The sequence below is a fragment of the Paraburkholderia sp. OAS925 genome, assembly GCF_040543975.1.
Classification (GTDB): domain Bacteria; phylum Pseudomonadota; class Gammaproteobacteria; order Burkholderiales; family Burkholderiaceae; genus Paraburkholderia; species Paraburkholderia graminis.
The window spans coordinates 1,811,204-1,837,240 of the sequence record NZ_JBEUNO010000001.1 but is presented as its reverse complement, the minus strand read 5'-3'; the positions used below and the strand labels follow the sequence as shown (position 1 = coordinate 1,837,240).

17 protein-coding genes, 2 tRNA genes, 3 rRNA genes and 1 pseudogene are annotated in these 26,037 nt (G+C 60.6%); 6 read left to right on the top strand and 17 right to left on the bottom strand.

Annotated features, from left to right (window positions below; translation table 11 throughout):
* Positions 1-14: 14 nt before the first annotated feature.
* From ABIE53_RS08070 to uvrB, 3 genes are all read right to left on the bottom strand, one after another.
* Positions 15-347: a cupredoxin domain-containing protein gene (locus ABIE53_RS08070; RefSeq protein ID WP_006053100.1), complete on the bottom strand. Its 333-nt coding sequence runs from the start codon at positions 345-347 to the stop codon at positions 15-17.
* A gap of 128 nt (positions 348-475) precedes the next feature.
* Complete coding sequence (locus ABIE53_RS08065; RefSeq protein WP_006053101.1) at positions 476-1,024, bottom strand: iron transporter; 549 nt, start codon at positions 1,022-1,024, stop codon at positions 476-478.
* Positions 1,025-1,334: 310 nt separating this feature from the next.
* Positions 1,335-3,428: an excinuclease ABC subunit UvrB gene (uvrB, locus tag ABIE53_RS08060; RefSeq protein ID WP_029972115.1), complete on the bottom strand. Its 2,094-nt coding sequence runs from the start codon at positions 3,426-3,428 to the stop codon at positions 1,335-1,337.
* A 331-nt stretch (positions 3,429-3,759) separates the two neighbouring features.
* On the opposite strand from uvrB, the gene ABIE53_RS08055 reads away from it, so the two are divergent.
* Positions 3,760-4,959 (top strand): amino acid aminotransferase, encoded by a 1,200-nt coding sequence (locus ABIE53_RS08055; protein ID WP_107710876.1) that lies wholly within the window; start codon positions 3,760-3,762, stop codon positions 4,957-4,959.
* 110 nt (positions 4,960-5,069) lie between these two features.
* Here ABIE53_RS08055 and ABIE53_RS08050 read toward each other — a convergent pair whose 3' ends face one another.
* Together ABIE53_RS08050 and ABIE53_RS08045 are read right to left on the bottom strand one after the other, a co-directional pair.
* Positions 5,070-6,308, bottom strand: coding sequence for a DUF3734 domain-containing protein (locus ABIE53_RS08050; RefSeq protein ID WP_029972113.1), 1,239 nt, complete (start codon positions 6,306-6,308; stop codon positions 5,070-5,072).
* 9 nt (positions 6,309-6,317) lie between these two features.
* On the bottom strand, positions 6,318-7,115 hold the full coding sequence (locus ABIE53_RS08045; protein WP_006053105.1) for a 3-hydroxybutyrate dehydrogenase: 798 nt from the start codon (positions 7,113-7,115) through the stop codon (positions 6,318-6,320).
* A gap of 265 nt (positions 7,116-7,380) precedes the next feature.
* Here ABIE53_RS08045 and ABIE53_RS08040 point away from each other — a divergent pair, with 265 nt between their 5' ends.
* Positions 7,381-8,352, top strand: coding sequence for a potassium channel beta subunit family protein (locus ABIE53_RS08040; protein ID WP_107710877.1), 972 nt, complete (start codon positions 7,381-7,383; stop codon positions 8,350-8,352).
* 254 nt (positions 8,353-8,606) lie between these two features.
* Positions 8,607-9,452, top strand: coding sequence for a 23S rRNA (adenine(2030)-N(6))-methyltransferase RlmJ (locus ABIE53_RS08035; protein ID WP_006053107.1), 846 nt, complete (start codon positions 8,607-8,609; stop codon positions 9,450-9,452).
* 70 nt (positions 9,453-9,522) lie between these two features.
* Here the strand turns inward: ABIE53_RS08035 and ABIE53_RS08030 are convergent, their stop codons facing one another.
* From ABIE53_RS08030 to cueR, 4 genes are all read right to left on the bottom strand, one after another.
* Positions 9,523-10,563, bottom strand: coding sequence for an ABC transporter substrate-binding protein (locus tag ABIE53_RS08030; protein WP_029972110.1), 1,041 nt, complete (start codon positions 10,561-10,563; stop codon positions 9,523-9,525).
* A 216-nt stretch (positions 10,564-10,779) separates the two neighbouring features.
* Positions 10,780-11,121, bottom strand: a complete 342-nt coding sequence (locus ABIE53_RS08025) for a hypothetical protein (RefSeq protein WP_006053110.1) — start codon at positions 11,119-11,121, stop codon at positions 10,780-10,782.
* A gap of 243 nt (positions 11,122-11,364) precedes the next feature.
* A complete protein-coding gene (locus tag ABIE53_RS08020; protein ID WP_006053111.1) occupies positions 11,365-11,511 on the bottom strand; it encodes a DUF3563 family protein in 147 nt (48 codons plus the stop codon).
* A gap of 274 nt (positions 11,512-11,785) precedes the next feature.
* Positions 11,786-12,238: a Cu(I)-responsive transcriptional regulator gene (cueR, locus tag ABIE53_RS08015; RefSeq protein ID WP_107710884.1), complete on the bottom strand. Its 453-nt coding sequence runs from the start codon at positions 12,236-12,238 to the stop codon at positions 11,786-11,788.
* 120 nt (positions 12,239-12,358) lie between these two features.
* Here cueR and ABIE53_RS08010 point away from each other — a divergent pair, with 120 nt between their 5' ends.
* Positions 12,359-12,613 carry a heavy-metal-associated domain-containing protein gene (locus ABIE53_RS08010; RefSeq protein WP_192700563.1) on the top strand — a complete coding sequence of 85 codons (255 nt, stop codon included), beginning with the start codon at positions 12,359-12,361 and terminating at the stop codon, positions 12,611-12,613.
* 12 nt (positions 12,614-12,625) lie between these two features.
* Positions 12,626-13,546, top strand: a complete 921-nt coding sequence (locus tag ABIE53_RS08005) for a dTDP-4-dehydrorhamnose reductase family protein (protein WP_107710879.1) — start codon at positions 12,626-12,628, stop codon at positions 13,544-13,546.
* 55 nt (positions 13,547-13,601) lie between these two features.
* On the opposite strand, the gene ABIE53_RS08000 is transcribed toward ABIE53_RS08005, so the two are convergent.
* Genes ABIE53_RS08000 through imuA form a run of 3 tightly spaced genes read right to left on the bottom strand, consistent with a single transcriptional unit; the run spans position 13,602 to position 19,745 of the window.
* Positions 13,602-17,195 carry an error-prone DNA polymerase gene (locus ABIE53_RS08000; protein WP_107710880.1) on the bottom strand — a complete coding sequence of 1,198 codons (3,594 nt, stop codon included), beginning with the start codon at positions 17,193-17,195 and terminating at the stop codon, positions 13,602-13,604.
* A gap of 5 nt (positions 17,196-17,200) precedes the next feature.
* A complete protein-coding gene (locus tag ABIE53_RS07995; RefSeq protein WP_107710881.1) occupies positions 17,201-19,006 on the bottom strand; it encodes a Y-family DNA polymerase in 1,806 nt (601 codons plus the stop codon).
* A complete protein-coding gene (imuA, locus tag ABIE53_RS07990) occupies positions 18,906-19,745 on the bottom strand; it encodes a translesion DNA synthesis-associated protein ImuA (protein WP_053857831.1) in 840 nt (279 codons plus the stop codon). Before imuA ends, ABIE53_RS07995 begins: the two co-directional genes overlap by 101 nt.
* A 236-nt stretch (positions 19,746-19,981) precedes the next feature.
* Between imuA and ABIE53_RS07985 the strand changes: the two are divergent.
* A pseudogene (locus tag ABIE53_RS07985) lies at positions 19,982-20,227 on the top strand (lipocalin family protein); the annotation flags it as partial.
* A gap of 75 nt (positions 20,228-20,302) precedes the next feature.
* Here the strand turns inward: ABIE53_RS07985 and rrf are convergent.
* From rrf to ABIE53_RS07960, 5 genes are all read right to left on the bottom strand, one after another.
* Positions 20,303-20,416: ribosomal RNA gene (gene rrf / locus ABIE53_RS07980) — 5S ribosomal RNA — on the bottom strand.
* 236 nt (positions 20,417-20,652) lie between these two features.
* Positions 20,653-23,536: ribosomal RNA gene (locus ABIE53_RS07975) — 23S ribosomal RNA — on the bottom strand.
* Between the two features lie 353 nt (positions 23,537-23,889).
* Positions 23,890-23,965: transfer RNA gene (locus ABIE53_RS07970), tRNA-Ala, on the bottom strand.
* 56 nt (positions 23,966-24,021) lie between these two features.
* Positions 24,022-24,098, bottom strand: a tRNA-Ile gene (locus ABIE53_RS07965).
* A gap of 72 nt (positions 24,099-24,170) precedes the next feature.
* A 16S ribosomal RNA gene (locus ABIE53_RS07960) occupies positions 24,171-25,703 on the bottom strand.
* Together the 16S, 23S and 5S rRNA genes with 2 tRNA genes alongside form the textbook arrangement of a ribosomal RNA operon.
* Between the last annotated feature and the right edge of the window lie 334 nt (positions 25,704-26,037).

Here is a 26,037-nt window from a genome sequence, read left to right as displayed (position 1 = left end):
CCTCGCCAGCACCGCTACTTCGCGACGATCACGCCCTGCGCCTGCTGGTGAAAATCGTCGAAAAACTTGTACTCGCCCGGCGAGAGCGGAGCGATCACCACGAACGAATCGGCGCCCGGCGCGAGGACTTTTTCCTTGCGCAACTGGACGCTTTCGAATTCGGCCGCACCCTTGCCCGTATTGCGCACTTCGATCTTGATGCGCTGCCCTGCCGGCACTTCGATGCGCGCCGGCGTCAGCTTGCCGTCGTTCATTTCGAGCTTGAAGGTGAGCAGATCGGCTGCCTGAGCCGCGCCCGCCAGCAGAATCGACGATGCCAGGACTGCGATCTTTCGGTTGATTCTCATTGGTGTTTCCAGAAAACGCGGCGCGAGGCATGACTCCACGCGCCGCCTGCTGCATTCACTCGCATTCACTCATTTGCCACGGATGGCTCGCATACTGCGATGCGACCCGCTGCGGCAAAGCGTGGAGATCAGTACCCGCCCTTCTTGCCGATGCCGGCGAACGTGAAGTCGTATTCAAGCGTGAACGGTTTGAACCACGGACCCACGCCGGTTTCCTTGTCGACGTGACGGCCGAACGCCATGTGGCCGGTTTGCATCGGCGCTTCGACGGTCAGCTTCAGGTGATATTTGCCCGGGCCTTGCAGCTTGACGTTGTCGCCGTAGTGCGGGCCGTCGTTGGCGACCATCGCCATCAGATCGCCCTTTTGCGTGTCCTTCGAACCGGCCTTCGTCAGTTCGTAACGCACTTGCAGATACGGCATCCAGTCGCCTTCCGCGAAACCGGTCGGATTGTTCTTGACTGCGTGGATGTCGGCTTCCAGGTGGATGTCCGAGTCCGACGCCTTGCGCATCATGCCTTCGGGCTCCATCGTGATCGGCTGCAGATACACCGCGCCGATTTCCATGCCGCCCTGAATCTGCTGCTTGCCGATCGGATACTCTGCCGCCGTTGCCGACAGCGCCGCGACGGCCGCCGCCGCTGCAACCCCAGCGCGCACAAATGAAGAAATCCGCATTGAAACTCCTTGTTTTTATCTGACTCGATTCGATCCCATTGGAACAGTGCGTCGGACAACCAACCGAAGCAGATCGCATATTTGAACGTTAATGCGAACCATTCTCAATATTGGGCGAGTTTATCATTGTTCGCTTGCCGGAACAAATACGAACGCACGCGAAGCCTTATGGCAGCAGGGTCTTAAGGGTGTCTTAAGAAACGACGTGTGGGAGATGGCAGGCGGGCCAAGCCGCCTTTTCGGATGTAAGAACAGGACGCGGCGGATTGCCGCGCCTTGTCCTTGTCCTTGCTTTGGGCCGCCGCGTGATTTATTCGACGCCCGATACGTGATCGCCGACATTCGCCCCGAACACGCGCTGCCGCAGCAACGCAAGCTGGTCGCGCGTCTGGGCCGCTTTCTCGAACTCGAGGTTCTTCGCGTGCTCCATCATCTGCTTTTCGAGGCGCTTCAGTTCCTTGGCAAGCTGCTTCTCGGACATGTCCTCGAACTTGGCGCGCGTTTGCTGCTCTTTCAGTTCGGCGCGCGCGTCGTCGACGTTGTACACGCCGTCGATAATGTCGCGGATGCGCTTCACCACGCCGCGCGGCGTGATGCCGCGCTCGAGGTTGAAGGCGATCTGCTTCGCACGCCGCCGCTCGGTTTCGTCGATCGCGCGGCGCATTGAGTCCGTCACCTTGTCCGCGTACAGAATCGCCTTGCCGTTCACGTTACGCGCCGCCCGGCCGATCGTCTGGATCAGCGAGCGTTCGGCGCGCAGGAAACCTTCCTTGTCGGCGTCGAGAATCGCGACGAGCGACACTTCCGGAATGTCCAGACCTTCGCGCAGCAGGTTGATACCGACGAGCACGTCGAACGTGCCGAGCCGCAAGTCGCGGATGATTTCGACGCGCTCGACCGTGTCGATGTCGCTGTGCAGATAGCGCACCTTGACGCCGTGGTCGGCGAGAAACTCCGTCAATTGCTCGGCCATGCGCTTGGTCAGCACGGTGACGAGCACGCGGTCGCCCGCCTTCACGCGCTCGTTGATTTCGGCGAGCACGTCGTCCACCTGGCTGCGCGCCGGGCGCACCTCGATTTCCGGGTCAACGAGTCCGGTCGGGCGCACGAGCTGCTCGGCCACCTGGCCCGCGGTCTTCTTTTCGTAGTCCGCGGGCGTGGCCGACACGAACACGACCTGGCGCATCTTGCGCTCGAACTCGTTGAACTTCAGCGGCCGGTTGTCGAGCGCGGACGGCAGACGGAAACCGTAGTCGACCAGATTTTCCTTGCGCGCGCGGTCGCCGTTGTACATGCCGTTCAACTGGCCGATCAGCACATGCGACTCGTCGAGCAGCATGATCGCGTCTGGCGGCAGGTAATCGACCAGCGTAGGCGGCGGCTCGCCGGGCGCCGCGCCGGAAAAGTGCCGCGAGTAATTCTCAATGCCTTTGCAGAAACCCAGCTCCTGCAGCATTTCCAGGTCGAAACGGGTGCGCTGTTCGAGCCGCTGCGCTTCAACGAGCTTGCCCTGGCTATAGAAGAACTCCAACCGCTCGCGCAACTCGGCCTTGATGGTTTCCACTGCTCGCACAACCGTATCGCGCGGCGTCACGTAATGCGACGACGGGTACACGGTGAAGCGCGGAATCTTCTGACGCACACGGCCGGTAAGCGGATCGAACAGTTGCAGCGTTTCCACTTCGTCGTCGAACAATTCCACGCGCACCGCCATTTCCGCATGCTCGGCCGGGAAAATGTCGATGGTGTCGCCGCGCACGCGGAACGAGCCGCGCTGGAAGTCGGCTTCGTTGCGGTTGTACTGCATCGCGATCAGCCGCGCGATGATGTCGCGCTGGCCGAGCTTGTCGCCGGTGCGCAGCGTGAGAATCATCTGGTGGTATTCGGACGGATTACCGATACCGTAAATGGCCGACACGGTCGCGACGATCACCACGTCGCGCCGCTCCATCAGGCTCTTGGTGGCCGACAGCCGCATCTGCTCGATATGCTCGTTGATCGACGAGTCTTTCTCGATGAACAGGTCGCGCTGCGGCACGTACGCTTCCGGCTGATAGTAGTCGTAGTACGAGACGAAGTACTCGACCGCGTTGCGCGGAAAGAACTCGCGGAACTCCGAGTAAAGCTGCGCGGCGAGCGTCTTGTTCGGCGCGAACACGATAGCCGGACGGCCGAGCCGCGCGATGGTATTGGCCATCGTGAAGGTCTTGCCCGAGCCGGTCACGCCGAGCAGCGTCTGGAACGAGAGACCGTCCTCGATGCCTTCGACGAGCGTCTCGATTGCCGTCGGCTGGTCGCCGGCGGGCGGATATGGCTGGTAGAGCTGAAACGGCGAGCCTTCGAAGCGGACGAATTTGGATTCGTCGAGCGTATCTTCGGCTTCGGTCAGATGTTGTTCGGACATGGGACGGCAGCGCCTTGGGCAAAAAACTATTCTAACGGGTTGCGGAAAGTCGGATCGGGCACGGACTGCACGGATCCGCGTAGGACGGCAGCGGCGCGAGAACAGTCCGTCTTGCATTTAGCGGCGCCCTGCCTGTTTTTCAAGCAAATGAGCCCGCCAACGGGCGCTATCGTCCGAAAAACGTTCGCAGATTCGTTACAATGCGAAGTTGCGCTCGCTTGCCTCTGTCCGCGTTTTGCGTCATCCGGCGTTTGCGTTTTGCATCAGACGCAGCCGGCACGGTCGCGCATGCTCGTAGCCGCCCTCTTTTCACTACTGCTGGCCACCCACCATGTCTCTGTTCTCCGCCGTCGAACTTGCTCCCCGCGACCCGATTCTGGGCCTGAACGAAGCCTTTAACGCCGACCCGCGCCCCACCAAGGTCAATCTCGGCGTTGGCGTGTATTTCAACGAAGAAGGCAAGATTCCGCTGCTGCGCGCCGTGCGCGACGCGGAAAAGGCGCGTGTCGAAGCTGCGCTGCCGCGCGGTTATCTGCCGATCGAAGGTATCGCCGCCTACGACGCAGCCGTGCAAAAGCTGCTGCTCGGCAACGATTCGCCGCTGATCGCCGCGGGCCGCGTCGTGACGGCGCAAGCGCTGGGCGGCACGGGCGCGCTGAAGATCGGCGCGGACTTCCTGAAGCGGCTGAACCCGAACGGCAAGGTCGCGATCAGCGATCCGAGCTGGGAAAACCACCGCGCGCTCTTCGAAGCCGCGGGCTTCGACGTGGTCTCGTATCCGTACTACGACGCGCATACGCACGGCGTGAATTTCGACGGCATGCTGAGCGCGCTCAACAGCTATGCCGCGGGCACGGTCGTCGTGCTGCATGCGTGCTGCCACAACCCGACGGGCGTCGACCTGAGCGTCGAGCAGTGGAAGCAGATCGTCGAAGTCGTCAAGGCGCGCAACCTGGTGCCGTTCCTCGACATCGCCTATCAGGGTTTCGGCGACAACATCGAAGCTGACGCTGCGGCTGTGCGCCTCTTCGCCGCGTCGGAATTGAACGTGTTCGTGTCGTCGTCGTTCTCGAAGTCGTTCTCGTTGTACGGCGAGCGTATCGGCGCACTGTCCATCATCACGGGCAGCAAGGAAGAAGCCACGCGCGTGCTGTCGCAACTCAAACGCGTGATCCGCACGAACTACTCGAACCCGCCGACGCATGGCGGCTCGGTGGTCGCCGCGGTGCTCGCGTCGCCGGAACTGCGCGCCACGTGGGAAACGGAACTCGCTGAAATGCGCGACCGCATTCGCGCGATGCGCAACGGTCTGGTCGAGCGCCTGAAAGCGAGCGGCGTGGATCGCGACTTTAGCTTCGTCAATGCGCAGCGCGGTATGTTCTCGTACTCGGGTCTGACGGCGCCGCAAGTCGACCGTCTGCGCGAAGAGTTCGGCATTTATGCGGTGGGCACGGGCCGCATCTGCGTGGCCGCGTTGAACACGCGCAACCTCGACGTGGTGGCCAACGCCGTTGCGCATGTGTTGAAGTAAAGCTTTTTGCAAAGCGCGCTTAGGTGCGCTTTTATTGAAGCTGAATATGAAACGGCGCCCCATGAAGGGCGCCGTTTCTGTTTGCGGCTCAGAACTTGCCGACTCGCCTGTCAGCGCCCGTCGCGATGAATGTCGTGCGTGACGAAACCCGCGTCGTTATCCGGCATGGCAAGCCAGTCCGGTTGCGAAAGCGAATGACGGATGTCGTCCAGCCCGCTTTGCCAATGCTCACGCATGGTCGACAAGCCGAACTGGAAGTCCTTGTAGTGCCCTTCGTACTCCTTCTGCCGGTAGATGAGATGGATCACGTTGTAGCGCTTCGAGCACGATAGATCTTCCGCGAGCTTGCACCAGGGGTCGTCGCGCTGGTCCGGCGACACACGGTCCAGCACCTCGCGCAGCACGTGCCGGAAACGTTGCGAGCGTTGCAGCATGTCGGTCACGAGACGAGTGCGGCTCGAATACTGAATGTCTTTCATGCGCCCCTGCACGTCGGTGATGCTGTCCGGCACCGGCCCGATTGCGCTCCACAGATCGACCTGAAACGCGAGCGTGTCGCGCCGCGGCGTGGTCTGCATCACCTCGTAGAGCGGCGTATTCGACATCAGCCCGCCGTCCCAGTAGTACTGGCCGTCGATTTCCACCGCCGCGAAGCCAGGCGGCAACGCACCGGACGCCATGAAGTGCTCGGCCCTCAGCGTGGTGTGCGTATTGTCGAAATACGCGAAATTGCCCGTGCCGCAATTGACCGCGCCCACGGACACACGCATTTCCCGCGAGTTGATGCGGTCGAAATCGCACAGGCTTTCCAACGTGGCTTTGAGCGGCGCCGTGTCGTAATAGCTCGCCGCCTGAGGCGGTCCCGACACCGTTGGCAAAGGCGGCGGAAAGCGCGGCACAAAGAAGCCCTTTTGTCCCTCGACGAGTGCGCCGAGCGCCTGCGTCGCCGTGAACGCTTTACGCACGGCGTCGCTCGAGTTGAAGAACGCATGCTCGATAAACGCCGGCAGCGGCAAACCGAACGCCGGTTGACAGATGGTCTCCCAGAATTGCAGCAGCCGTTCCACCCGCTTTTCCGGCGGATTGCCCGCGATGATGGCGGTATTCAACGCGCCGATGGAAATGCCCGCCAGCCAGTTCGGCTCAATGCCGGCTTCGTGAAGCCCCTGAAAAACGCCGGCCTGATACGCGCCCAATGCACCGCCGCCCTGCAGCGTGAGCGCGATGGTTTCGTAGTCCGGCACTTGAATGCGCGAGCCCGGAGCCGTGGCGGACGCCGCGCCGGCGCCCGCACCTCCCTCATTGCCCGGCACGCCCAGACGCGCCTGCTTGAGATTGCGTTGCGCCATGACGCCTCCTTATTGCATGTACCAGCCGTGGCTCACAATGAAGGATTGACCCGTCAGTGCCGCCGTGGGGAAAGTCGAGAGGAACAGCACGGTTTGCGCGACGTCTTCGACGGTGGTGAAAATACCGTCGACGGTGCCGCCGAGCATCACGCGCTTGACGACTTCTTCTTCACTGATGTTCAGTTCCTTCGCCTGCTCGGGAATCTGCTTGTCGACAAGCGGCGTGCGCACGAAGCCGGGACACACGACATGCGAACGCACGTTGTGTTTCGCGCCTTCCTTGGCGAGCACGCGCGCGAGCCCGAGCAGCGCATGCTTGGCCGTCACGTAAGCGGACTTGAGCGGCGACGCCTCGTGCGAGTGCACCGAGCCCATGTAGATCACGATGCCGCCGCGATCGTCCTTGTACATGTGCTTGAGCGCTGCCTTCGTGGTCAGGAAGGCGCCGTCCACGTGAATCGCCTGCATCTTTTTCCAGTCGGAGAACGAGTAGTTCTCGATCGGATTGACGATCTGAATGCCGGCATTGGAAATAAGAATGTCGACGGAGCCCAGCTCGGCCGCCACTTTGTCGATGCCCTGGTTGACGGCGTCTTCGTTGGTGACGTCCATGGCGATGCCGATCGCCTTGCCGCCGCCCTTCCTGATTTCTTCAGCGACGGCGTTCGCGCCGTCCTGATTCAGATCGGCGATCGCGACAGCCGCGCCCGCTGCCGAAAGGGTCAACGCAATCTGCTTGCCGATGCCGCTCGCGGCGCCGGTAACCACCGCGACCTTGCCATTCAGATTTGTGTTCAGTGACGACATCCAGAACCTCCATGCAGTTGATGAGCAATGAGACCACGAGCCGCGCGCAGCGTGAAGTCAGCCGAACGGCTTAGGCGCCGATTACGCGCGCATAGGCGCGCATAGGCCTTCTCCTATACCGTTCGGCCGAATGTTGCACTGCGGCCAATCCTGCTATTGTGCATGAACCGTATGGAATCGATCGGTAAAAAGCACGCCCAGGCTTATGTATTTAAACTAGGCGTTCCGCCAGGATTCCGGTCGCTTCACTATCGAGGAGAATTGCATGAATTATCGGCGTTTAGGTCGCTCGGGCCTGCAGGTCAGCGAACTGTCCATCGGCTCGTGGGTCACGTACGGCAATCAGGTCGATCATCGCGCGGCGCGCGAATCGCTCGCGGCCGCGCGCGACGCGGGCGTCAACTTCTTCGACAACGCGGAGGTCTACGCCGGCGGCAAATCCGAAGAGATCATGGGTCAGGCGCTCAAGGAACTGGCATGGCCGCGCGTGAGCTATGTGGTGTCGACCAAGTTTTTCTGGGGACTGCAGGAAGCGCCCAATCAGTACCACACGCTGAACCGCAAGTATCTGCTCAACGCAATCGATTCATCGCTCGCACGTTTGCAGCTCGACTATGTCGATCTGGTGTTCTGCCATCGCCCGGACCCAAACACGCCGGTCGAAGAAACGGTATGGGCAATGAGCGACATGATCACGCGCGGCAAGGCGTTGTACTGGGGCACGTCCGAGTGGAGCGCGGACGAAATCCGCGCTGCTTACGAGATTGCGGAGCGGCATCATCTGCATAAGCCGGTCATGGAGCAGCCGCAATACAACCTGTTTCATCGCAAGCGCGTGGAGCAGGAATACAAGCGTCTTTACGAAGATATCGGCCTTGGGCTGACCACGTGGAGTCCGCTCGCGTCCGGCCTTCTGACCGGCAAGTATCGCAACGGCGTGCCCGCGGAAAGCCGCGCGCAATTGCAAGGTTACGACTGGCTGCGCAAACAGGTCACCGATGAAGGCAAGAACAATGTGGTCGGCAAGCTCGGCGAAGTGGCCGACGAACTCGGCTGCACGGTCGGCCAGCTTGCAATTGCGTGGGTTCTGAAGAATCCGCATGTCAGCACTGTGATTACCGGCGCATCGCGCGTCGAGCAGATCGGCGAGAACATGAAGTCCGCCGAGCTCGCCGAGCGGATCACGCCGGAGATCAAGGAGCGGATCGAAGGCATTATCGGCGACGCGTACGACTGACAGCGCTGCGGGAACCGCGCCGGTTGCGCGGCCACGGCAAAAGCGTGGCCGGCGCACGGTGCATCGGCTGGTGTGAAGCGCACACCAGGCAAATCACCGTGCGGCGCGGTGCCCGGCGTCGCGTACAATACGCGACCGCGCTGCACTCCGGCGCTCGTTGCCGCCGTGCCGCCGTGCCGCCGTATTGCATCCGCATTGCATCCGCATCGCCGGTTCCAGCCTGGAACGGCACGCCTCTTTCAGCGTCTCCTCATATGCTCAGCTACCGCCACGCCTTTCATGCAGGCAATCACGCCGACGTCCTCAAACACGCGGTCGTGTTGCAGCTATTGCGCTATCTCGGCCAGAAGGACAAAGCCTACTGGTATATCGACACGCATGCCGGCGCGGGCGTCTATTCGCTGAAGGAAGGCTACGCCGTCAAGACGGGCGAGTTCCAGACAGGTATCGCAAAGCTGTGGGAGCGCAACGATCTACCGCCGCTCTTCGCCGATTATGTCGATGAAGTCGCCGCACTCAATTCCGACGGCCAGTTGCGCTTCTATCCGGGTTCGCCGTACATCGCGTGGCGGCAACTGCGCGAGCAGGACCGCATGCGTCTGTTCGAGCTGCACAGCACCGAAATCGACGTGTTGCGCCACAACTTCCGCGATGCGGGCCGTCGCGCGATGCTATACGCAGGCGACGGTTTCGACGGCATTCTCGCGCTGCTCCCGCCAGCGCCGCGTCGCGCGCTGGTGCTGCTCGATCCGTCATATGAAGACAAGCGCGATTACACGCGCACGCTTCGTTGCGTCGAAGAGAGTCTGAAGCGCTTTCCGACCGGCACGTACGCGGTCTGGTATCCGCAGGTGAGGCGCCCGGAATCGCAGCGCTTTCCGGAGCAGCTAAAAAAGCTGCAGGACCGCAACTGGCTGCACGTCAGCCTGACTGTCAGCAATCCGCCGGAAGACGGTTTTGGTCTGTTCGGCAGCGGCATGTTCATCCTGAATCCGCCGTACACGCTGCACAAAATGCTGAAGGATCAGATGCCTTGGCTGGTGAGCGCGCTCGGCGAGGACAAGGCCGCGCAGTTCAAGGTGGAATATCGCGGCGATTGAATTCCGGCTGGGCGCGCGCGGCCCGCAGTTGACGGCGCGCTCCGGCCGCACCGTCAACTGCATTGCGCGCTCACTTGAGTTGCGCCCCCGCCTTGCGTGCGAAGTCGTTCGTAAACGTCGCGTTCAGATCGATCTTCTTCGGATCGAGCCGGTTATCAAACGACGCCAGCGCGCGCAACGAAGTCGCCGGGCCGTCTGGGGGCATCAGGCCATCGGGCGAATAGGCGTCGCGCACGTTGTGAAAAGCCTCCACATATAGCGCGGAATCGTTGAGCAGATAAGCCGGCGGCACCATCTTCAGCAGATCGGCATCGCTCGCGTTCTGCAACCAGTGATCCGCGCGCACGATCGCGTTCGCGAGCGCCTGCGTCGTCTTCGGATACTTCTGGATGAAACTCTCGGGTGCATAAAGCGTGGCTGCGGGCATCGTGCCGCCGAACACCTCCTGCGTGCCCTTAACCGTGCGAGTGTCCACCAGCACCTTGATTGCACCGCTGCGCGTGAGCTTCGTCATCATCGGATCGACGTTGGAAAGCGCGTCGATCTGCCCGTTGCCGACCGCCGCCAGCACGGTCGCGCCGCTGCCCACGCCGATCGCCGCGATGTCGCTGCGCTGCACGCCGGCCTTGCGCAATGCGACGGTGAGCACCAGATCGGTCGACGATCCCGGCGCGCTCACGCCGACTTTGGCGCCTTTGAAGTCCGCGAGCGTTTTTATCTTGTCGGCTTTCGACGTCAAGACCGCGACCACGATCTGCGGCGCGCGGCCCATCAATGCGAAAGCCCGGTAATGTTGGCCTTTGGCCTGCATGAAAAGCGTGTGCTCGAAGGCACCCGCGCCGATATCCGCACTGCCGCCCACCACGGCTTCGAGCGCTTTCGATCCGCCCGCGAAATCTTCGAGCGTGACGTCGAGACCTTCGTCCTTGAAATAGCCCAGTTGCTGCGCCGTCAACACCGGCAAATAGTAAAGACCGGGCAACCCGCCGACGGCCATCGTCAAGGCCGGCTTTTCAGGCGTGTCTTTCGCGAACGCTACGCCGTCCAATGCCGCGATGGCAAAAAGCGTAGCGCATAGGCCGGCGGCACGCCGCATCCAGTGAGAAGGCATTTGTCGTCTCCTTTTTGTATTTTCGTTCGATGCGGTCGTTGGGCCGGCTACCGTCGGCGGACTTGGGCGAGAGAGACCGCCTGAAGATTGTCGTCGTCCGACTGCAGGCGCGCCATGCGCCCAAACCCGAATGGCCGCGCCCGGCGCGCTGTGACGACTGGACGTGTCGGCGTACTGCGCGACCGATAGGCTGCGGGCCGGGACAGCGCAGTTGTGTTATTGCCGATGCGGCGGCGGACCCGGCTGGATCTGCGGCTGCGGCACGGCGCCGCCGACGGGCAACTGGATATAAGGCGCGACGATGATCGGCACCGATGAGTTCGGCGCGAGTTCGGTGGGCGTTGCGATCGGGCGCGCTTCGACGATGGGCTCCCGCGAAAGCGGCGCGGTTTGCAGGACCGTGCCGCTTTGCCCGTCGCTGATCCCGCTTTGCGTGTCGAGAATCACCGGCTTGCGGCTATTACTCGACGCGGCAAATACGCTAGATGCGGCACTGACCGTAGCCAACGAGATTGCAACGACAGCGAGGACAGGTTTAAGCGAGCGGATTGGAGACATGGGCGGACCGGTTCGAGTCGGCAAGGCCGGATTGCGCGGACGACGCCCTACCTTACCGCGACACGCGCCAGCAGGCTAGTCGATATTCGCCATCCTCGTGTTTGGGCGTCCGGTTCGCGATCACAAAGGCCCAGATGTGACAAAGCCCCGCAAAGACGGGGCTTGACACTGAACTACCACTTCTACCGCTTACTGCGACTGCGCTGGCCGTGCGACCCGCACGCTGGCGCCGCCAGTTGAAACTTACAGCGAGTAGCCGTTGGTTTCGAGCGAGCGGATACGCTGTTCGAGCTGAACGATATCCGACGACGACGCCAGATACGCTTCGCGGCGATCGCGTTCGGCAGTTTCAAACCAGGTGCTCAGCTTTTCGAGGATGTATGCAAACATGATGTTCTCCAAGGATCAAATGAATCCCCGGTGGATTGGGCATCAGGGATTTCCCGTAGACGGGTTAACCCGAATTATAGGCTGATGGTGCAACCGCGCCAGTGAAATGCTCGCATGATGTGCATTCCATTTTGGAATACCGCACACGTTTGGTGCAATAAGATCTTTGATTTCTTTGGCTTCTGAGCGCCGCGGGTTTTGTTAGCGGGCAGGTCGCCGTCCTTTTTGCACAACTTCGGTGCGCGACCTACGGGTTGCACCCGCGTCAGCACTCTCAATGCCGCGCCTTCACCGACGGTAGCCCGTGGCAATCCGCGCGCTTGTCTTCACAAAGCAAGTCCGCATCGGCGAGCCGCTCGATGATCGGACACTCCGGGCGGTCGTCGCCATGACAATGGTTCGCGAGATGCGCCAACGTGTCGCGCATCTCGGTGAGCTCGGCGATGCGTCGATCCAGGTCGGCCACGTGATCCAGCGCGATCGCCTTCACTTCGGCGCTCGCGCGCGTGCGGTCGTGCCACAGCGCCAGCAGCCGCCGAATGTCTTCCACGAGGAAACCTAGCCGGCGCGCCTGACGAATAAAACGCAACGAATGGACCTCCTGCGGCCCGTAAACCCGATAGCCGGCGCTCGTGCGTGCTTTTGCCGCCAGCAGGCCGACGCTCTCGTAGTAACGAATCATCTTCGCCGTGACGCCCGACGCGCGGGCCGCTTCGCCAATATTCATCACCGTTTCTCCACTGATCGGCTCGATCGTACACGTTCCCATGATGGGAAGGTCAGCCACTTAAATTCGGTCCGGCAGGCATAATTCAACTGTCGCAACGTTATTTCGCGAGGCAATCCGATGAAAACCGAATTCCAGGTCGAAGGTATGAGCTGCCAGCACTGCGTGGCCGCGGTCACGAACGCTATCCGCGAGCACGACGACGGCGCGCAAGTTCAGGTGGATCTGGCGGCGGGCCGCGTGACGGTTGAATCGACGCAATCGGTCGAGGCGTTGAAGGCCGCCATCGACGAGGCCGGGTACACAGTCAAAGGCGAGGTGAAAGGCGTATCGCCCGACGAGGCGAGTGGCGCGGCCGGCGGCGTCGCGCACTAGGCGGACGCGCTCATGTTCAAGGTCGCCGTGATTGGAGCGTCGGGTCTGCTCGGCCGCGCTATTGTCGACGAGTTGGCGAGGCAGCCAACCAGGCAAGTCGTCGGCACCGCGTTCAGCCGCCCTGCGCCGGACACTGTCCCGCTCGATGTCCGCGACTCGCGGGCAATCGAGCAGTTTGTCGAACGCGAAGCGCCGGATGCGCTCGTGATTGCCGCCGCCGAGCGTCGGCCGGACGTGTGCGAGCGTCAGCCGGAACTGGCCCGCGCGCTCAATGTCGACGCGGTGCGCGCGATCGCGGCCGCGGCGCAACGGCGCGGCGCCTGGACGCTGTCGATTTCCACCGATTATGTTTTCGACGGCACTCATCCGCCTTATCGGCCGGATTCCGCGCCCGCGCCGCTCAACGCGTACGGGCGCAGCAAGCTCGAAGGCGAGCACGCGTTAACCGCGACGACCGACTTCGGCTGTGTGCTGCGCTTGCCGCTGCTGTATGGGCCGATTGTCGATTGGGCGGAGTCCGCCGTGACGAGCCTCGTGCCCGCGATTGCCGCGTCGGCTTCGGCGCACGGCCAGCCGGCCCGCATGGACGCGTGGGCGATTCGCTATCCGACCTTCACGCCGGACGTCGCGTTCGTGATCCGGCAGATGCTCGAGCGTCATGCCGGGGGCAACGCGATTCGCGGCATCGTCCATTGGTCGGGCGACGAACCGATGACCAAGTACGAGATCGCGGTGCGCCTTGCGCAAGCGCTGCAACTGGATGCGCACCTGACGCCGCAGCACACGCCGACCGATGCGACGCCTCGCCCGCATAACTGCCATCTTGCGTCGGAGCGGCTCGAGGAGCTTGGCATTGGCCGGCGCACGCCGTTCGATACGGCGATACGCGAGGTGCTCGCCGCGTTTCCGTGGCGCGGCGATACGGCTGTTTGACGAGCGAAGCGGCGAGCTATGGCGAGCGCGGGTCAAGCGCACATTCAACCGCGCATCAGTGAAAATCGCGGCTCGCGGTGGCCAGGTCGCCGAGCCACTCACTTAAGTCTTCCAGACGATGAGCGACCAGGTGCACCACCTCGCCCTTGTGTTTCCGCCTCATCTTGCCCGCCTGACTCGCAGGCGCGGTCTGCTCGCCCTGATTGCCCGGGTTGCCCTGATTGCCGCCAGTGGCGACGCCGTCGTCGCGCTGCAAGACACCATAGACCGCGAGCAGCGAAGAGCCCAGCAGCGCCTTGCGCTGCTTTTCCACCAGCGACGGCCAGACGATCACATTGATCGAACCGGTTTCGTCTTCGATTGAAACGAAGATGGTGCCGTTCGCCGTGCCCGGCCGCTGCCGCACGGTGACGATGCCGCATGCCCGCGCGAGCGTGCCGTGCTGACACGCAGCGAGATCCGCCGCCGTGCGAAAACGCTGCTTCGCGAGACGCGCGCGCAACAGCGCAAGCGGATGACGATTGAGCGTGAGGCCGAGGCTCGCATAATCGTCGACGATCTCGCGCGCCTCGTCGGCCTGCGGCAACGCGAGCGGCGCTTCCGCGATCGGCGCATCGCGCAGCAGCTTGGGGACAATGTGCTGGGCGGTCACGGCCCACCATGCTTCCCGCCGATGACCCGCGATACTCGTCAGCGCGTTCGCCGCCGCGAGCGCTTCGAGATCGCGCCGCGTCAGCGCCGCGCGTCGCGCGAGATCGTCGACGTTCGTAAACGGCGCATCGCGGCGAGCGGCCATGATGCGCTCGGCAGCCGCCTGCGCGAGTCCCTTGATCAGATGCAGACCGATACGCACGGCGGGACCGCGCGCGCCATAAGTGCCGGGCGCTTGAAACACGCGCGCGGTCAGCCGCTTCGCCGCGCGCCGGATCGTCCGGTTCACTCTCAGGCGGCGCAGCGAAAGATCGCGCAACTGCTGCGCGGACAAGACGGCCTGCTGACGATGCAAACAGGTTTCGCCCGGCGCGATCCGCTCGCCTTCGCGATCGCGCTTCTCGAAGGTCGATTCCCAGTCGCTCAGCGTCACATCGGGCGGCAATACCTTGACGCCGTGGCGCCTCGCATCCTGCACGAGTTGCGACGGCGAATAAAAACCCAACGGCTGGCTATTGAGCAGTCCGGCCAGAAAAGCCGCCGGCTCGTAGCGCTTTAACCACGCACTCAGATAGACGAGCAGCGCGAAACTCGCCGCATGGCTCTCCGGGAAACCATACTCGCCGAAACCTTCGATCTGCTGGCAGATACGGTCGATAAATTCCGGCTCGTAGCCGCGCGCCGACATGCGGTCGCTCAGGTCCTTCTGATACTTCGCGAGGTTGCCGGTGCGCCGCCAGGCCGCCATTGCGCGTCGCAACTGGTCGGCCTGCTCGCCGGTGTACTTTGCGGCGACCATCGCCAGATGCATGACCTGCTCCTGGAAAATCGGCACGCCGAGTGTGCGTTCGAGCACGGGCCGCAGCTCGTCTTTCGCGTAGTCGATCGGTTCGAGGCCCTGCTTGCGGCGCAAATACGGATGCACCATGCCGCCCTGAATCGGCCCCGGCCGCACGATCGCGACTTCGATCACGAGGTCGTAATACTTGTTCGGCTTCAGGCGCGGCAGCATGCTTTGCTGCGCGCGCGATTCGATCTGGAACACGCCGACCGTATCGGCATGGCCGCACATTTCGTAGACGGCGCGGTCTTCGCGCGGAATGTCCTGCACGCGGAACTGCGGAAAGCCGCGTCTTAGCGCGACGAACTCCAGCGCGCGCCGAATGGCCGACAACATGCCCAGTGCCAGCACGTCGACTTTCAGCAGCTTGAGCGCGTCGATATCGTCTTTATCCCATTCGATCACGCTGCGGTCTTTCATCGTCGCGTTTTCGATCGGCACGAGCCGCGAGAGCTTGTCCTTCGCAATCACAAAGCCGCCGACGTGTTGCGACAGATGCCGCGGAAACAGGCGCAATTCCTTCGTGAGGCGAATCAGATTTCTGGTGATGTGAGAGTTGGCGTCGAAACCCGCTTCCGCGAGATAGCCGGCCACTGCTTCGGAACCGTCCCACCATTGCTGCGATTTGCTGATTCGCTCGATCAACGATGCCTCGAGACCCAGCGCCTTGCCGACGTCCTTCAATGCGCTGCGCACATGGTAGGTAATCAGCGACGCGGTCAGCGCCGCGCGATGACGCCCGTACTTCGCATAGATGTACTGGATCACCTCCTCGCGGCGCTGATGCTCGAAGTCGACGTCGATATCGGGCGGCTCGTTGCGCGCGCGCGAGATGAAGCGCTCGATCAGCATGTTCATATGCACGGGGTCGATCTCGGTCACATGCAGGCAATAGCAGACGATCGAATTCGCCGCCGAACCGCGGCCCTGGCAAAGAATGTTTCTGGAGCGCGCGAAGCTCACGATGTCGTGCACCGTCAGAAAGTACTTTTCGTATTTCAGATCGGCGATCAGGCTCAGTTCCTTTTCGATCTGATCGATGCGCTTCAGGTCCAGGCCGTTCGGCCAGCGTTCCGCCGCACCCGCCATGACGAGCTTGCGCAGATAGCTCGACGGCGACTCTCCCGCAGGCACCAGTTCTTCGGGATACTCGTACTTGAGTTCGTCGAGCGAGAAGCGGCACAGCGCGGCGATATTGAGCGTTTCCTCGAGCGTATCGCGCGGATAGAGTTTGCTCAGACGCACCCGCGTGCGCATGTGCCGTTCGGCATTGGCTTCGAGCGCGTGGCCGCATGCCGACAGCGGCGTGTTCAGGCCAATGGCGGTCATCGTGTCCTGCAAGGGCTTGCGCGATCGCGTGTGCATCAGAACGCCGCCCGCCGCGACGAGCGGTAGGCCGCTCGCTTGCGAAATCATCCGCAAGGCGTCGATCTGAAGATCGTCGCTGCCGGTTTGCCAAAGTTCGAGCGCGATCCACGCGCGGTTGGCGGCGAACGACGCGAGCCAATGCGCGCAATGCAGTGTGTGCGACAGCGTAGCCGTGCGCTGCGGCACAAGCAGCAGCACACAGTCAGGCAGAGTCCGCAGATGCTCGAGATGCGGCAACGAATCGGTGAAATCCGACGGGCTTAGCCGGTAGCTGCCCTTCTCCGCGCGCGAGCGGCCGAGCGTGATCAGTTCGGAAAGATTGCCGTAACCGTTGCGGTTCGCTGCAAGCGCAACCAGAGTGCAGAAAGGCTCGCCGGCTGCGTCCGTCAGATTCAGTTCGCTGCCGATGATCAGTTGAGGCAGAGGTTTCAACACCTCGTTTTCTAGGGCCTCCTGTCGTATCGCTTCGTCCAAGACTTCTTTCGGAAGCGGACCGGCTTCCGGCGGCCGGGCCGCTTTCAGCTTGTCCTCGATTTCCTTGCGCAGACGGTTCTGCTCTTCCCCGATTTCCTTTAACGCCGAATGAGCGCGCACGACGCCCGCGAGCGAGCACTCGTCGGTAATGGCGAGCGCGCTATAGCCGTGCAGCATCGCGCGTTCAACGAGTTCATGCGGATGCGAGGCGCCACGCAGGAACGAGAAATTGGTCAGGCAATGCAGCTCCGCATACGCCGGCAAATTCGAGGCGGGCGGCTGCGGAGGAAGAAGCGCGGACGCGGATACCGTCATGATGCTCAACCGAATAAACCCTGCAAATACCAATCGCCGCTGATACGTTCGCGGTACACCCAGAACATGTGGCCGCGATCGTCGGCGGCGACGTAGTAATCGCGCTCGACGCGATCGCCGTCCCACCAGCCCGCTTCGATCCGCTCGGTACGCGTGAGCATTTTCAGCGGCCGGCGATAGATCGGCCGCTGATCACGCATCATCAGGCGTAGGGGTTTATCGAGCATCCAGATAGGGCGAGGCTGAGAAGGTAAGGCGCTGTCGGGGAGGTTTAGTGAGGCTTGGGGTGGTTGCTGAGGTGCTTGCTGTGATGCTTGCTGAGGAGTGAAGGCAGTGGCGGTTTTTGCGTTCGTCGCTGCGGATGGGCGTGGGGTGGCCTGCTTTTTCGCTTCCGCGTCCGTTTCCGTTTCCGCCGCGCTCGAGGGTGATGCGCCTTCAGCCGCGGCGTTTCGCAACTCATCGGTTAGCCAGGTTTTATCCGCTTTGATTCTGGGCCGCGCTTTCGCCTGCGAGCGCTTCTTGCGCGCAAAATCCTGAGCCTGGTACGCCTCGACGCGCATGGCGTGTTCGGGGCGATGATCGTCCTGCACCGACATTTGCAGCACGTTCTCCGGTCCCAACCGGGCGCTCAAGCGTTCGAGCAGACGCACGATCGACTCACCGTCCGATTCGGGCATGGGAAACAAAGTGTCGGACTGGCCGGCGTATTCGGCGATCTGATCCGCGACCAGCTTCAATTCGATGACGGGCGCCGCGAGAACCGTCTGATTCAGTTTCTCGCGCAACAGCCAGATCAAATGCTCTGCATCACGCGACGGTATGGCCCACGCGACCTTCAAGCTCGATGTCTTCGGCGAATGGCGGGACGCCAATTCATGCTCGAGCAGCAACGTATAACCGCTCAGCGCCGCATGGTGCGCGCTCAGCCAACCGGCCAACTGCACGATCAGCCGACGCGCGGCGAACAGGAGCGCATCGGCGTTATCGACGCGCGACGGCAATTCGAGCTGCGCATGAAACGACGCGGGCGCGCGAAACGATTCGCGCGGATCGGGGCGCGTGCCATACGCCTGCGCCAGCAGGTCCAGAATGCCGCCGCCAAACCGCCGGACCACGCCCGCTCTGGGCAATTGACGCAAATCGGCGAGGGTCGTGCATCCGACATGCACGAACGCGTCGCGATGCGTTTGCGCAACCGGCAGCAGCGACACGGGCAAGCGGTCGAGTACACGCGTGAGCGAAGTCTCCTGCACCACATGCCAGCGGCGCCCGTGCCGGTTGGCGCGTGCCTGCGCCAATAGCCAGGCGCCCCACGCCGTGGGTGCACACGCGATACGCGCGGTATAACCGAATTCCGCGACCGTGGACGACACCCGCGACAACAAGGCTCGCAAGCCACCGAACAACCTCAAGCCAGAGCCGACTTCCAGCAGCAAGGTATGCGTGTCGGCCAGCGAGACCTTCGGCGTGTACGTCAGCAGGGCAAGCGCGATTGCTTCGAATGCCTGCGTTTCGCGGGCGGCGTCGGCGGTGAGCAGTTTGAGCCCCGGCGCCAAAGCCAGCGCGTAGGAACGCGAATGGCCGGGTTGCACACCGGCGCGCAAGGCATCGACGTCCGGCAGCAGAATATGTGCGTGGTCAGCGAGCGCATAGCAGTGCGCGTCGGCGATGTTTCCGGCATCGCACGACGGGTTTGCGTCGCGGCTGGGCTCACACCGATTCTGCTTCGCGGACGAACCATCCGGAAGCGATGTCAGCGGCTTTACCGCTTCCAGCGACAAGAGAGGCAATGCGACGGCGATCCACAACATGTTGAGTCTCTAATCCTTGATGGCTGCTTGCTCCGTTCGCGGGTAACAAAACGCCTTGCAGCGGCAGAACGAGACGAAGCGGCTCGGCAAGCGGCGGCCCGCGGCGCTTGAAGATGTCAATCGACAGGCCAATCTCCTGCAACCACTGACGACGGTTGATCGTCTCGGCATTAGCCGGCAAAAGCGGCTCGCAGATCATGCGTAATGGCGCTGGCGACGATTGCGCAGCGGCCTCTACAGGGCGCATCAAAAATGCCAGCGAAGCCGATTCTTGAGCCGCGACCTGCAAGCGCCTGACTTTATCGGCGCGCGCATTCGACAACCACACCAGAACCGCGCCGATGCCGTCCTGCTTCAATGCCTGAGTGGCGGCCCAAAGAGCCTTGTCTTCGTTCGAGCGCACCCATAGCACGCGCTCGACATCGATGCCCCACGCCTTCAATGCCGCCGCGCTCGGCTGAAAAGGAGGTGCCACAAGCATCACATGCCGCCCCGCCTGCTTCGTGAGATGACCAAGCGCGTAGGCCAGCAAGCGCATTTCGCCCGCGCCCCAATGCTCGACCAGCAGTTCCGTCACACCACCGGCGGGCCAGCCTCGTCCGGGCAATACGCGATCCAGCGCGGTGTGGCCACTCGGGACCACACGCGAATCCACCTCGGCAAGCTCGTTGCCCTGCCACATTTGACGCCGCAATTGCGACGACAGCGGAGTTGTCACAAGCTGAATCGCTGCTGCCATAGACCACTCGTTCCATTGAAAATGCTCCGCCCTGCCCGATCTCGATCGAGTAGGGACGACGAGTCATCACTGTATATTTATACAGTATTTTGATGGTGATGTTAAGGCGGGGAAGCGGTACGGAGGTCCCGGTGGGATAAGGAAAAGCGGCTTGGGAATGGATACGATTGGTCTGGGGGAATGGAGCTTTAGCGCTTGGAGGATGCCGATAGGACAGAGTGCAAGAAGGAGTTGCGCCGCGCCGCACATGGCGTTCACCACGCACCAACACGTCCTATCGAGTCGCGATGACGGTGAGGACCGGCGCGCTGACCTGGCAGTTCGATCCGCTGATGGACGATCAGGAACTGGACTCGCGGCAGTCGACCGGCGCGGTGTACTGGGAAGGCGCGGCACGGGTGAGCCGCAATGGCGCGGAGCTCGGGCGGGCGTATCTGGAACTGACCGGTTATGCGGGCGCTCTGCGCATGGGCGGGCCGTGACGGCGCCGTATTTTCCAGCGCTGTAAACGCAGAAACCCCACCTTTTCGGGGTGGGGTTTCTGACACTGCTGGGGAGCCTGACGATTACCTACTTTCACACGGGTAATCCGCACTATCATCGGCGTGGAGTCGTTTCACGGTCCTGTTCGGGATGGGAAGGGGTGGGACCGACTCGCTATGGTCATCAGGCTTTGACGGGTTGCTGTAGCGCTCAGGGAGCAGTACAGCCAATCGGGAAGAAGTAGCTGAGAGGATGCCTCTCGTTTTGCACGTTTATGCGTGCGGGCTGTGCTGTTCGAGGCACAACATCGATCACTCAACCGTGCGTCCTGTTCTCCCTGGCGGGGAGTTCCAGCGCATCCCCTTCGGGGATCGGACCAGTGTAGGCGCCAAAGCGCCAACGCTGGTCGAGACACACCTGTTATAGGATCAAGCCTTACGGGCAATTAGTATCAGTTAGCTGAACGCATTACTGCGCTTACACACCTGACCTATCAACGTCCTGGTCTTGAACGACCCTTCCAAGGGGCTCGAAGCCCCGGGGATATCTCATCTTAAGGCGAGTTTCCCGCTTAGATGCTTTCAGCGGTTATCTCTTCCGAACATAGCTACCCGGCGATGCCACTGGCGTGACAACCGGTACACCAGAGGTTCGTCCACTCCGGTCCTCTCGTACTAGGAGCAGCCCCCTTCAAATATCCAGCGCCCACGGCAGATAGGGACCAAACTGTCTCACGACGTTTTAAACCCAGCTCACGTACCTCTTTAAATGGCGAACAGCCATACCCTTGGGACCGGCTACAGCCCCAGGATGAGATGAGCCGACATCGAGGTGCCAAACACCGCCGTCGATATGAACTCTTGGGCGGTATCAGCCTGTTATCCCCAGAGTACCTTTTATCCGTTGAGCGATGGCCCTTCCATACAGAACCACCGGATCACTATGACCTGCTTTCGCACCTGCTCGACTTGTCGGTCTCGCAGTTAAGCACGCTTATGCCATTGCACTATCAGCACGATTTCCGACCGTACCTAGCGTACCTTCGTACTCCTCCGTTACACTTTGGGAGGAGACCGCCCCAGTCAAACTGCCTACCATGCACTGTCCCCGATCCGGATTCACGGACCAGGGTTAGAACCTCAAACAGATCAGGGTGGTATTTCAAGGATGGCTCCACGCAAACTGGCGTTCACGCTTCACAGCCTCCCACCTATCCTACACAGACCGGTTCAAAGTCCAATGCAAAGCTACAGTAAAGGTTCATGGGGTCTTTCCGTCTAGCCGCGGGGAGATTGCATCATCACAAACACTTCAACTTCGCTGAGTCTCGGGAGGAGACAGTGTGGCCATCGTTACGCCATTCGTGCAGGTCGGAACTTACCCGACAAGGAATTTCGCTACCTTAGGACCGTTATAGTTACGGCCGCCGTTTACCGGGACTTCAATCAGGAGCTTGCACCCCATCATTTAATCTTCCGGCACCGGGCAGGCGTCACACCCTATACGTCCACTTTCGTGTTTGCAGAGTGCTGTGTTTTTATTAAACAGTCGCAGCCACCAGTTTATTGCAACCCCTTCACCCTTCTGGCGCAGGCCAGTCAGGCTACAGGGGCGTACCTTATCCCGAAGTTACGGTACCAATTTGCCGAGTTCCTTCTCCCGAGTTCTCTCAAGCGCCTTAGAATACTCATCTCGCCCACCTGTGTCGGTTTGCGGTACGGTCACTGTTGAACTGAAGCTTAGAGGCTTTTCCTGGAACCACTTCCGATTGCTTCGTCGCCTAAACGACTGGCCTCGCACCCTTGAATTCCGCGCCCGGATTTGCCAAAGCGCCTTCTCCAATGCAAGGACCGGGACTTCCAACACCCGGACAACCTTCCGCGATCCGTCCCCCCATCGCATTCAACACTGGTGCAGGAATATTAACCTGCTTCCCATCAGCTACGCATTTCTGCCTCGCCTTAGGGGCCGACTCACCCTACGCCGATGAACGTTGCGTAGGAAACCTTGGGCTTACGGCGAGGGGGCCTTTCACCCCCTTTATCGCTACTCATGTCAGCATTCGCACTTCCGATACCTCCAGCACACTTTCCAGTGCACCTTCGCAGGCTTACGGAACGCTCTCCTACCATGCACATAAATGTGCATCCGCAGCTTCGGTATATGGCTTAGCCCCGTTACATCTTCCGCGCAGGACGACTCGATCAGTGAGCTATTACGCTTTCTTTAAAGGATGGCTGCTTCTAAGCCAACCTCCTGACTGTTTTAGCCTTCCCACTTCGTTTCCCACTTAGCCATATTTGGGGACCTTAGCTGGCGGTCTGGGTTGTTTCCCTCTTGACACCGGACGTTAGCACCCGATGTCTGTCTCCCGTGATTGCACTCTTCGGTATTCGGAGTTTGCTATGGCGTAGTAATCCGCAATGGACCCCACAACCATGACAGTGCTCTACCCCCGAAGGTGATACACGAGGCACTACCTAAATAGTTTTCGGAGAGAACCAGCTATTTCCAGGTTTGTTTAGCCTTTCACCCCTATCCACAGCTCATCCCCTAACTTTTCAACGTTAGTGGGTTCGGACCTCCAGTACGTGTTACCGCACCTTCATCCTGGCCATGGATAGATCACCTGGTTTCGGGTCTACACCCAGCGACTGAACGCCCTGTTCGGACTCGCTTTCGCTACGCCTGCCCTAATCGGTTAAGCTTGCCACTGAATGTAAGTCGCTGACCCATTATACAAAAGGTACGCCGTCACCCTCTTGCGAAGGCTCCGACTGTTTGTATGCATGCGGTTTCAGGATCTGTTTCACTCCCCTCCCGGGGTTCTTTTCGCCTTTCCCTCACGGTACTGGTTCACTATCGGTCGATCACGAGTATTTAGCCTTGGAGGATGGTCCCCCCATCTTCAGACAGGATTTCACGTGTCCCGCCCTACTTGTCGTACACCTAGTTCTTCCTCGCTGTTTTCGTCTACAGGGCTATCACCTGCTATGGCGGCACTTTCCAGAGCCTTCGACTAACAATGAAGATAAAGAGTACAGGCTGGTCCCATTTCGCTCGCCACTACTCTGGGAATCTCGGTTGATTTCTTTTCCTGCGGTTACTTAGATGTTTCAGTTCACCGCGTTCGCTTCACATGGCCTATGTATTCAGCCACGGATACCTCAAAAGAGGTGGGTTTCCCCATTCGGACATCTACGGATCAAAGCTCGTTTGCCAGCTCCCCGTAGCTTTTCGCAGGCTACCGCGTCCTTCATCGCCTGTGATCGCCAAGGCATCCACCACATGCACTTGTTCGCTTGACCCTATAACGGGTGTGTCTTCTCGGCCAGTGTTAGTGCTTTAGCACTTACTCTGGCCCGATCCCCGAAGGGGACCAGCGATCCGATCACTCGCTACAGGTTGAGTATTCGTGTTGCGCCGTATTCCAAGAGCAATCTTTCGATTACCTTTAAAATACATCGATACAATCACAACCCTGATTCACCTACTCGCACACCCATCTCTAAGTATGCTTTCGTGAATCTCTTTACTACTTCTTCCTGATTGTTAAAGAACGACAGCCGATACAAAGCTCTGCTTCATATCACTTGCTGACTGGCTCAATCGCCAATGCACAACGCTCTGCCTGTTTCACAGAACGCTACGCATTGAGGATTGGTGGAGGATGACGGGATCGAACCGACGACCCCCTGCTTGCAAAGCAGGTGCTCTCCCAGCTGAGCTAATCCCCCAAGTCACTGCACAGCAGCACCAGAGGTTTCAGTCCATCAGCTCACCAGACATGACATGGTGGGTCTGGATGGATTCGAACCATCGACCCCCGCCTTATCAAGACGGTGCTCTAACCGACTGAGCTACAGACCCCTGAGTCTGTCTGCGTTTCTTCACTACAGCCGATAAGCGTGAGCGCTCAACGTTTGACACGTTCAGCTCTGGAAAGGAGGTGATCCAGCCGCACCTTCCGATACGGCTACCTTGTTACGACTTCACCCCAGTCATGAATCCTACCGTGGTGACCGTCCTCCTTGCGGTTAGACTAGCCACTTCTGGTAAAACCCACTCCCATGGTGTGACGGGCGGTGTGTACAAGACCCGGGAACGTATTCACCGCGGCATGCTGATCCGCGATTACTAGCGATTCCAGCTTCACGCACTCGAGTTGCAGAGTGCGATCCGGACTACGATCGGTTTTCTGGGATTGGCTCCACCTCGCGGCTTGGCGACCCTCTGTTCCGACCATTGTATGACGTGTGAAGCCCTACCCATAAGGGCCATGAGGACTTGACGTCATCCCCACCTTCCTCCGGTTTGTCACCGGCAGTCTCCCTGGAGTGCTCTTGCGTAGCAACTAGGGACAAGGGTTGCGCTCGTTGCGGGACTTAACCCAACATCTCACGACACGAGCTGACGACAGCCATGCAGCACCTGTGTTACGGCTCCCTTTCGGGCACATCCACCTCTCAGCGGACTTCCGTACATGTCAAGGGTAGGTAAGGTTTTTCGCGTTGCATCGAATTAATCCACATCATCCACCGCTTGTGCGGGTCCCCGTCAATTCCTTTGAGTTTTAATCTTGCGACCGTACTCCCCAGGCGGTCAACTTCACGCGTTAGCTACGTTACCAAGCCAATGAAGGCCCGACAACCAGTTGACATCGTTTAGGGCGTGGACTACCAGGGTATCTAATCCTGTTTGCTCCCCACGCTTTCGTGCATGAGCGTCAGTATTGGCCCAGGGGGCTGCCTTCGCCATCGGTATTCCTCCACATCTCTACGCATTTCACTGCTACACGTGGAATTCTACCCCCCTCTGCCATACTCTAGCCCGCCAGTCACAAATGCAGTTCCCAGGTTAAGCCCGGGGATTTCACATCTGTCTTAGCGAACCGCCTGCGCACGCTTTACGCCCAGTAATTCCGATTAACGCTTGCACCCTACGTATTACCGCGGCTGCTGGCACGTAGTTAGCCGGTGCTTATTCTTCCGGTACCGTCATCCCGCCCGGATATTAGCCAGACGGTTTTCTTTCCGGACAAAAGTGCTTTACAACCCGAAGGCCTTCTTCACACACGCGGCATTGCTGGATCAGGCTTGCGCCCATTGTCCAAAATTCCCCACTGCTGCCTCCCGTAGGAGTCTGGGCCGTGTCTCAGTCCCAGTGTGGCTGGTCGTCCTCTCAGACCAGCTACAGATCGTCGCCTTGGTAGGCCTTTACCCCACCAACTAGCTAATCTGCCATCGGCCGCCCCTGTAGCGCGAGGTCCCGAAGGATCCCCCGCTTTCCTCCGCAGAGCGTATGCGGTATTAATCCGGCTTTCGCCGGGCTATCCCCCACTACAGGACACGTTCCGATGTATTACTCACCCGTTCGCCACTCGCCACCAGGATTGCTCCCGTGCTGCCGTTCGACTTGCATGTGTAAGGCATGCCGCCAGCGTTCAATCTGAGCCAGGATCAAACTCTTCAGTTCAAACCTGTTACTGTTTTCGGGCTCTTTCGAACCCGGTCGCTCACTCAACGTACTGACGAAGTGTTCAACCATCTCTCGATGACCAAACCTTCCTTTCATTACTGTGTGAGACTTGATACTTTCGCTTCTCGCCCGGCTCCGGAGTTAAACCCCGCAACCCGGCGCGCGTCGCGCATCAAGCGCCCACACTTATCGGCTGTTAGTTTTTAAAGATCATTCGCACACTTCACAGCGCCCATTTCAACCACCCCGGCACTGCTTCGTCCTGCGTCGCTGCATCAGCAGCAGAGAAGCGAGATTATGAAGAACTTCCGTCGCGCCGTCAACAGGTTTT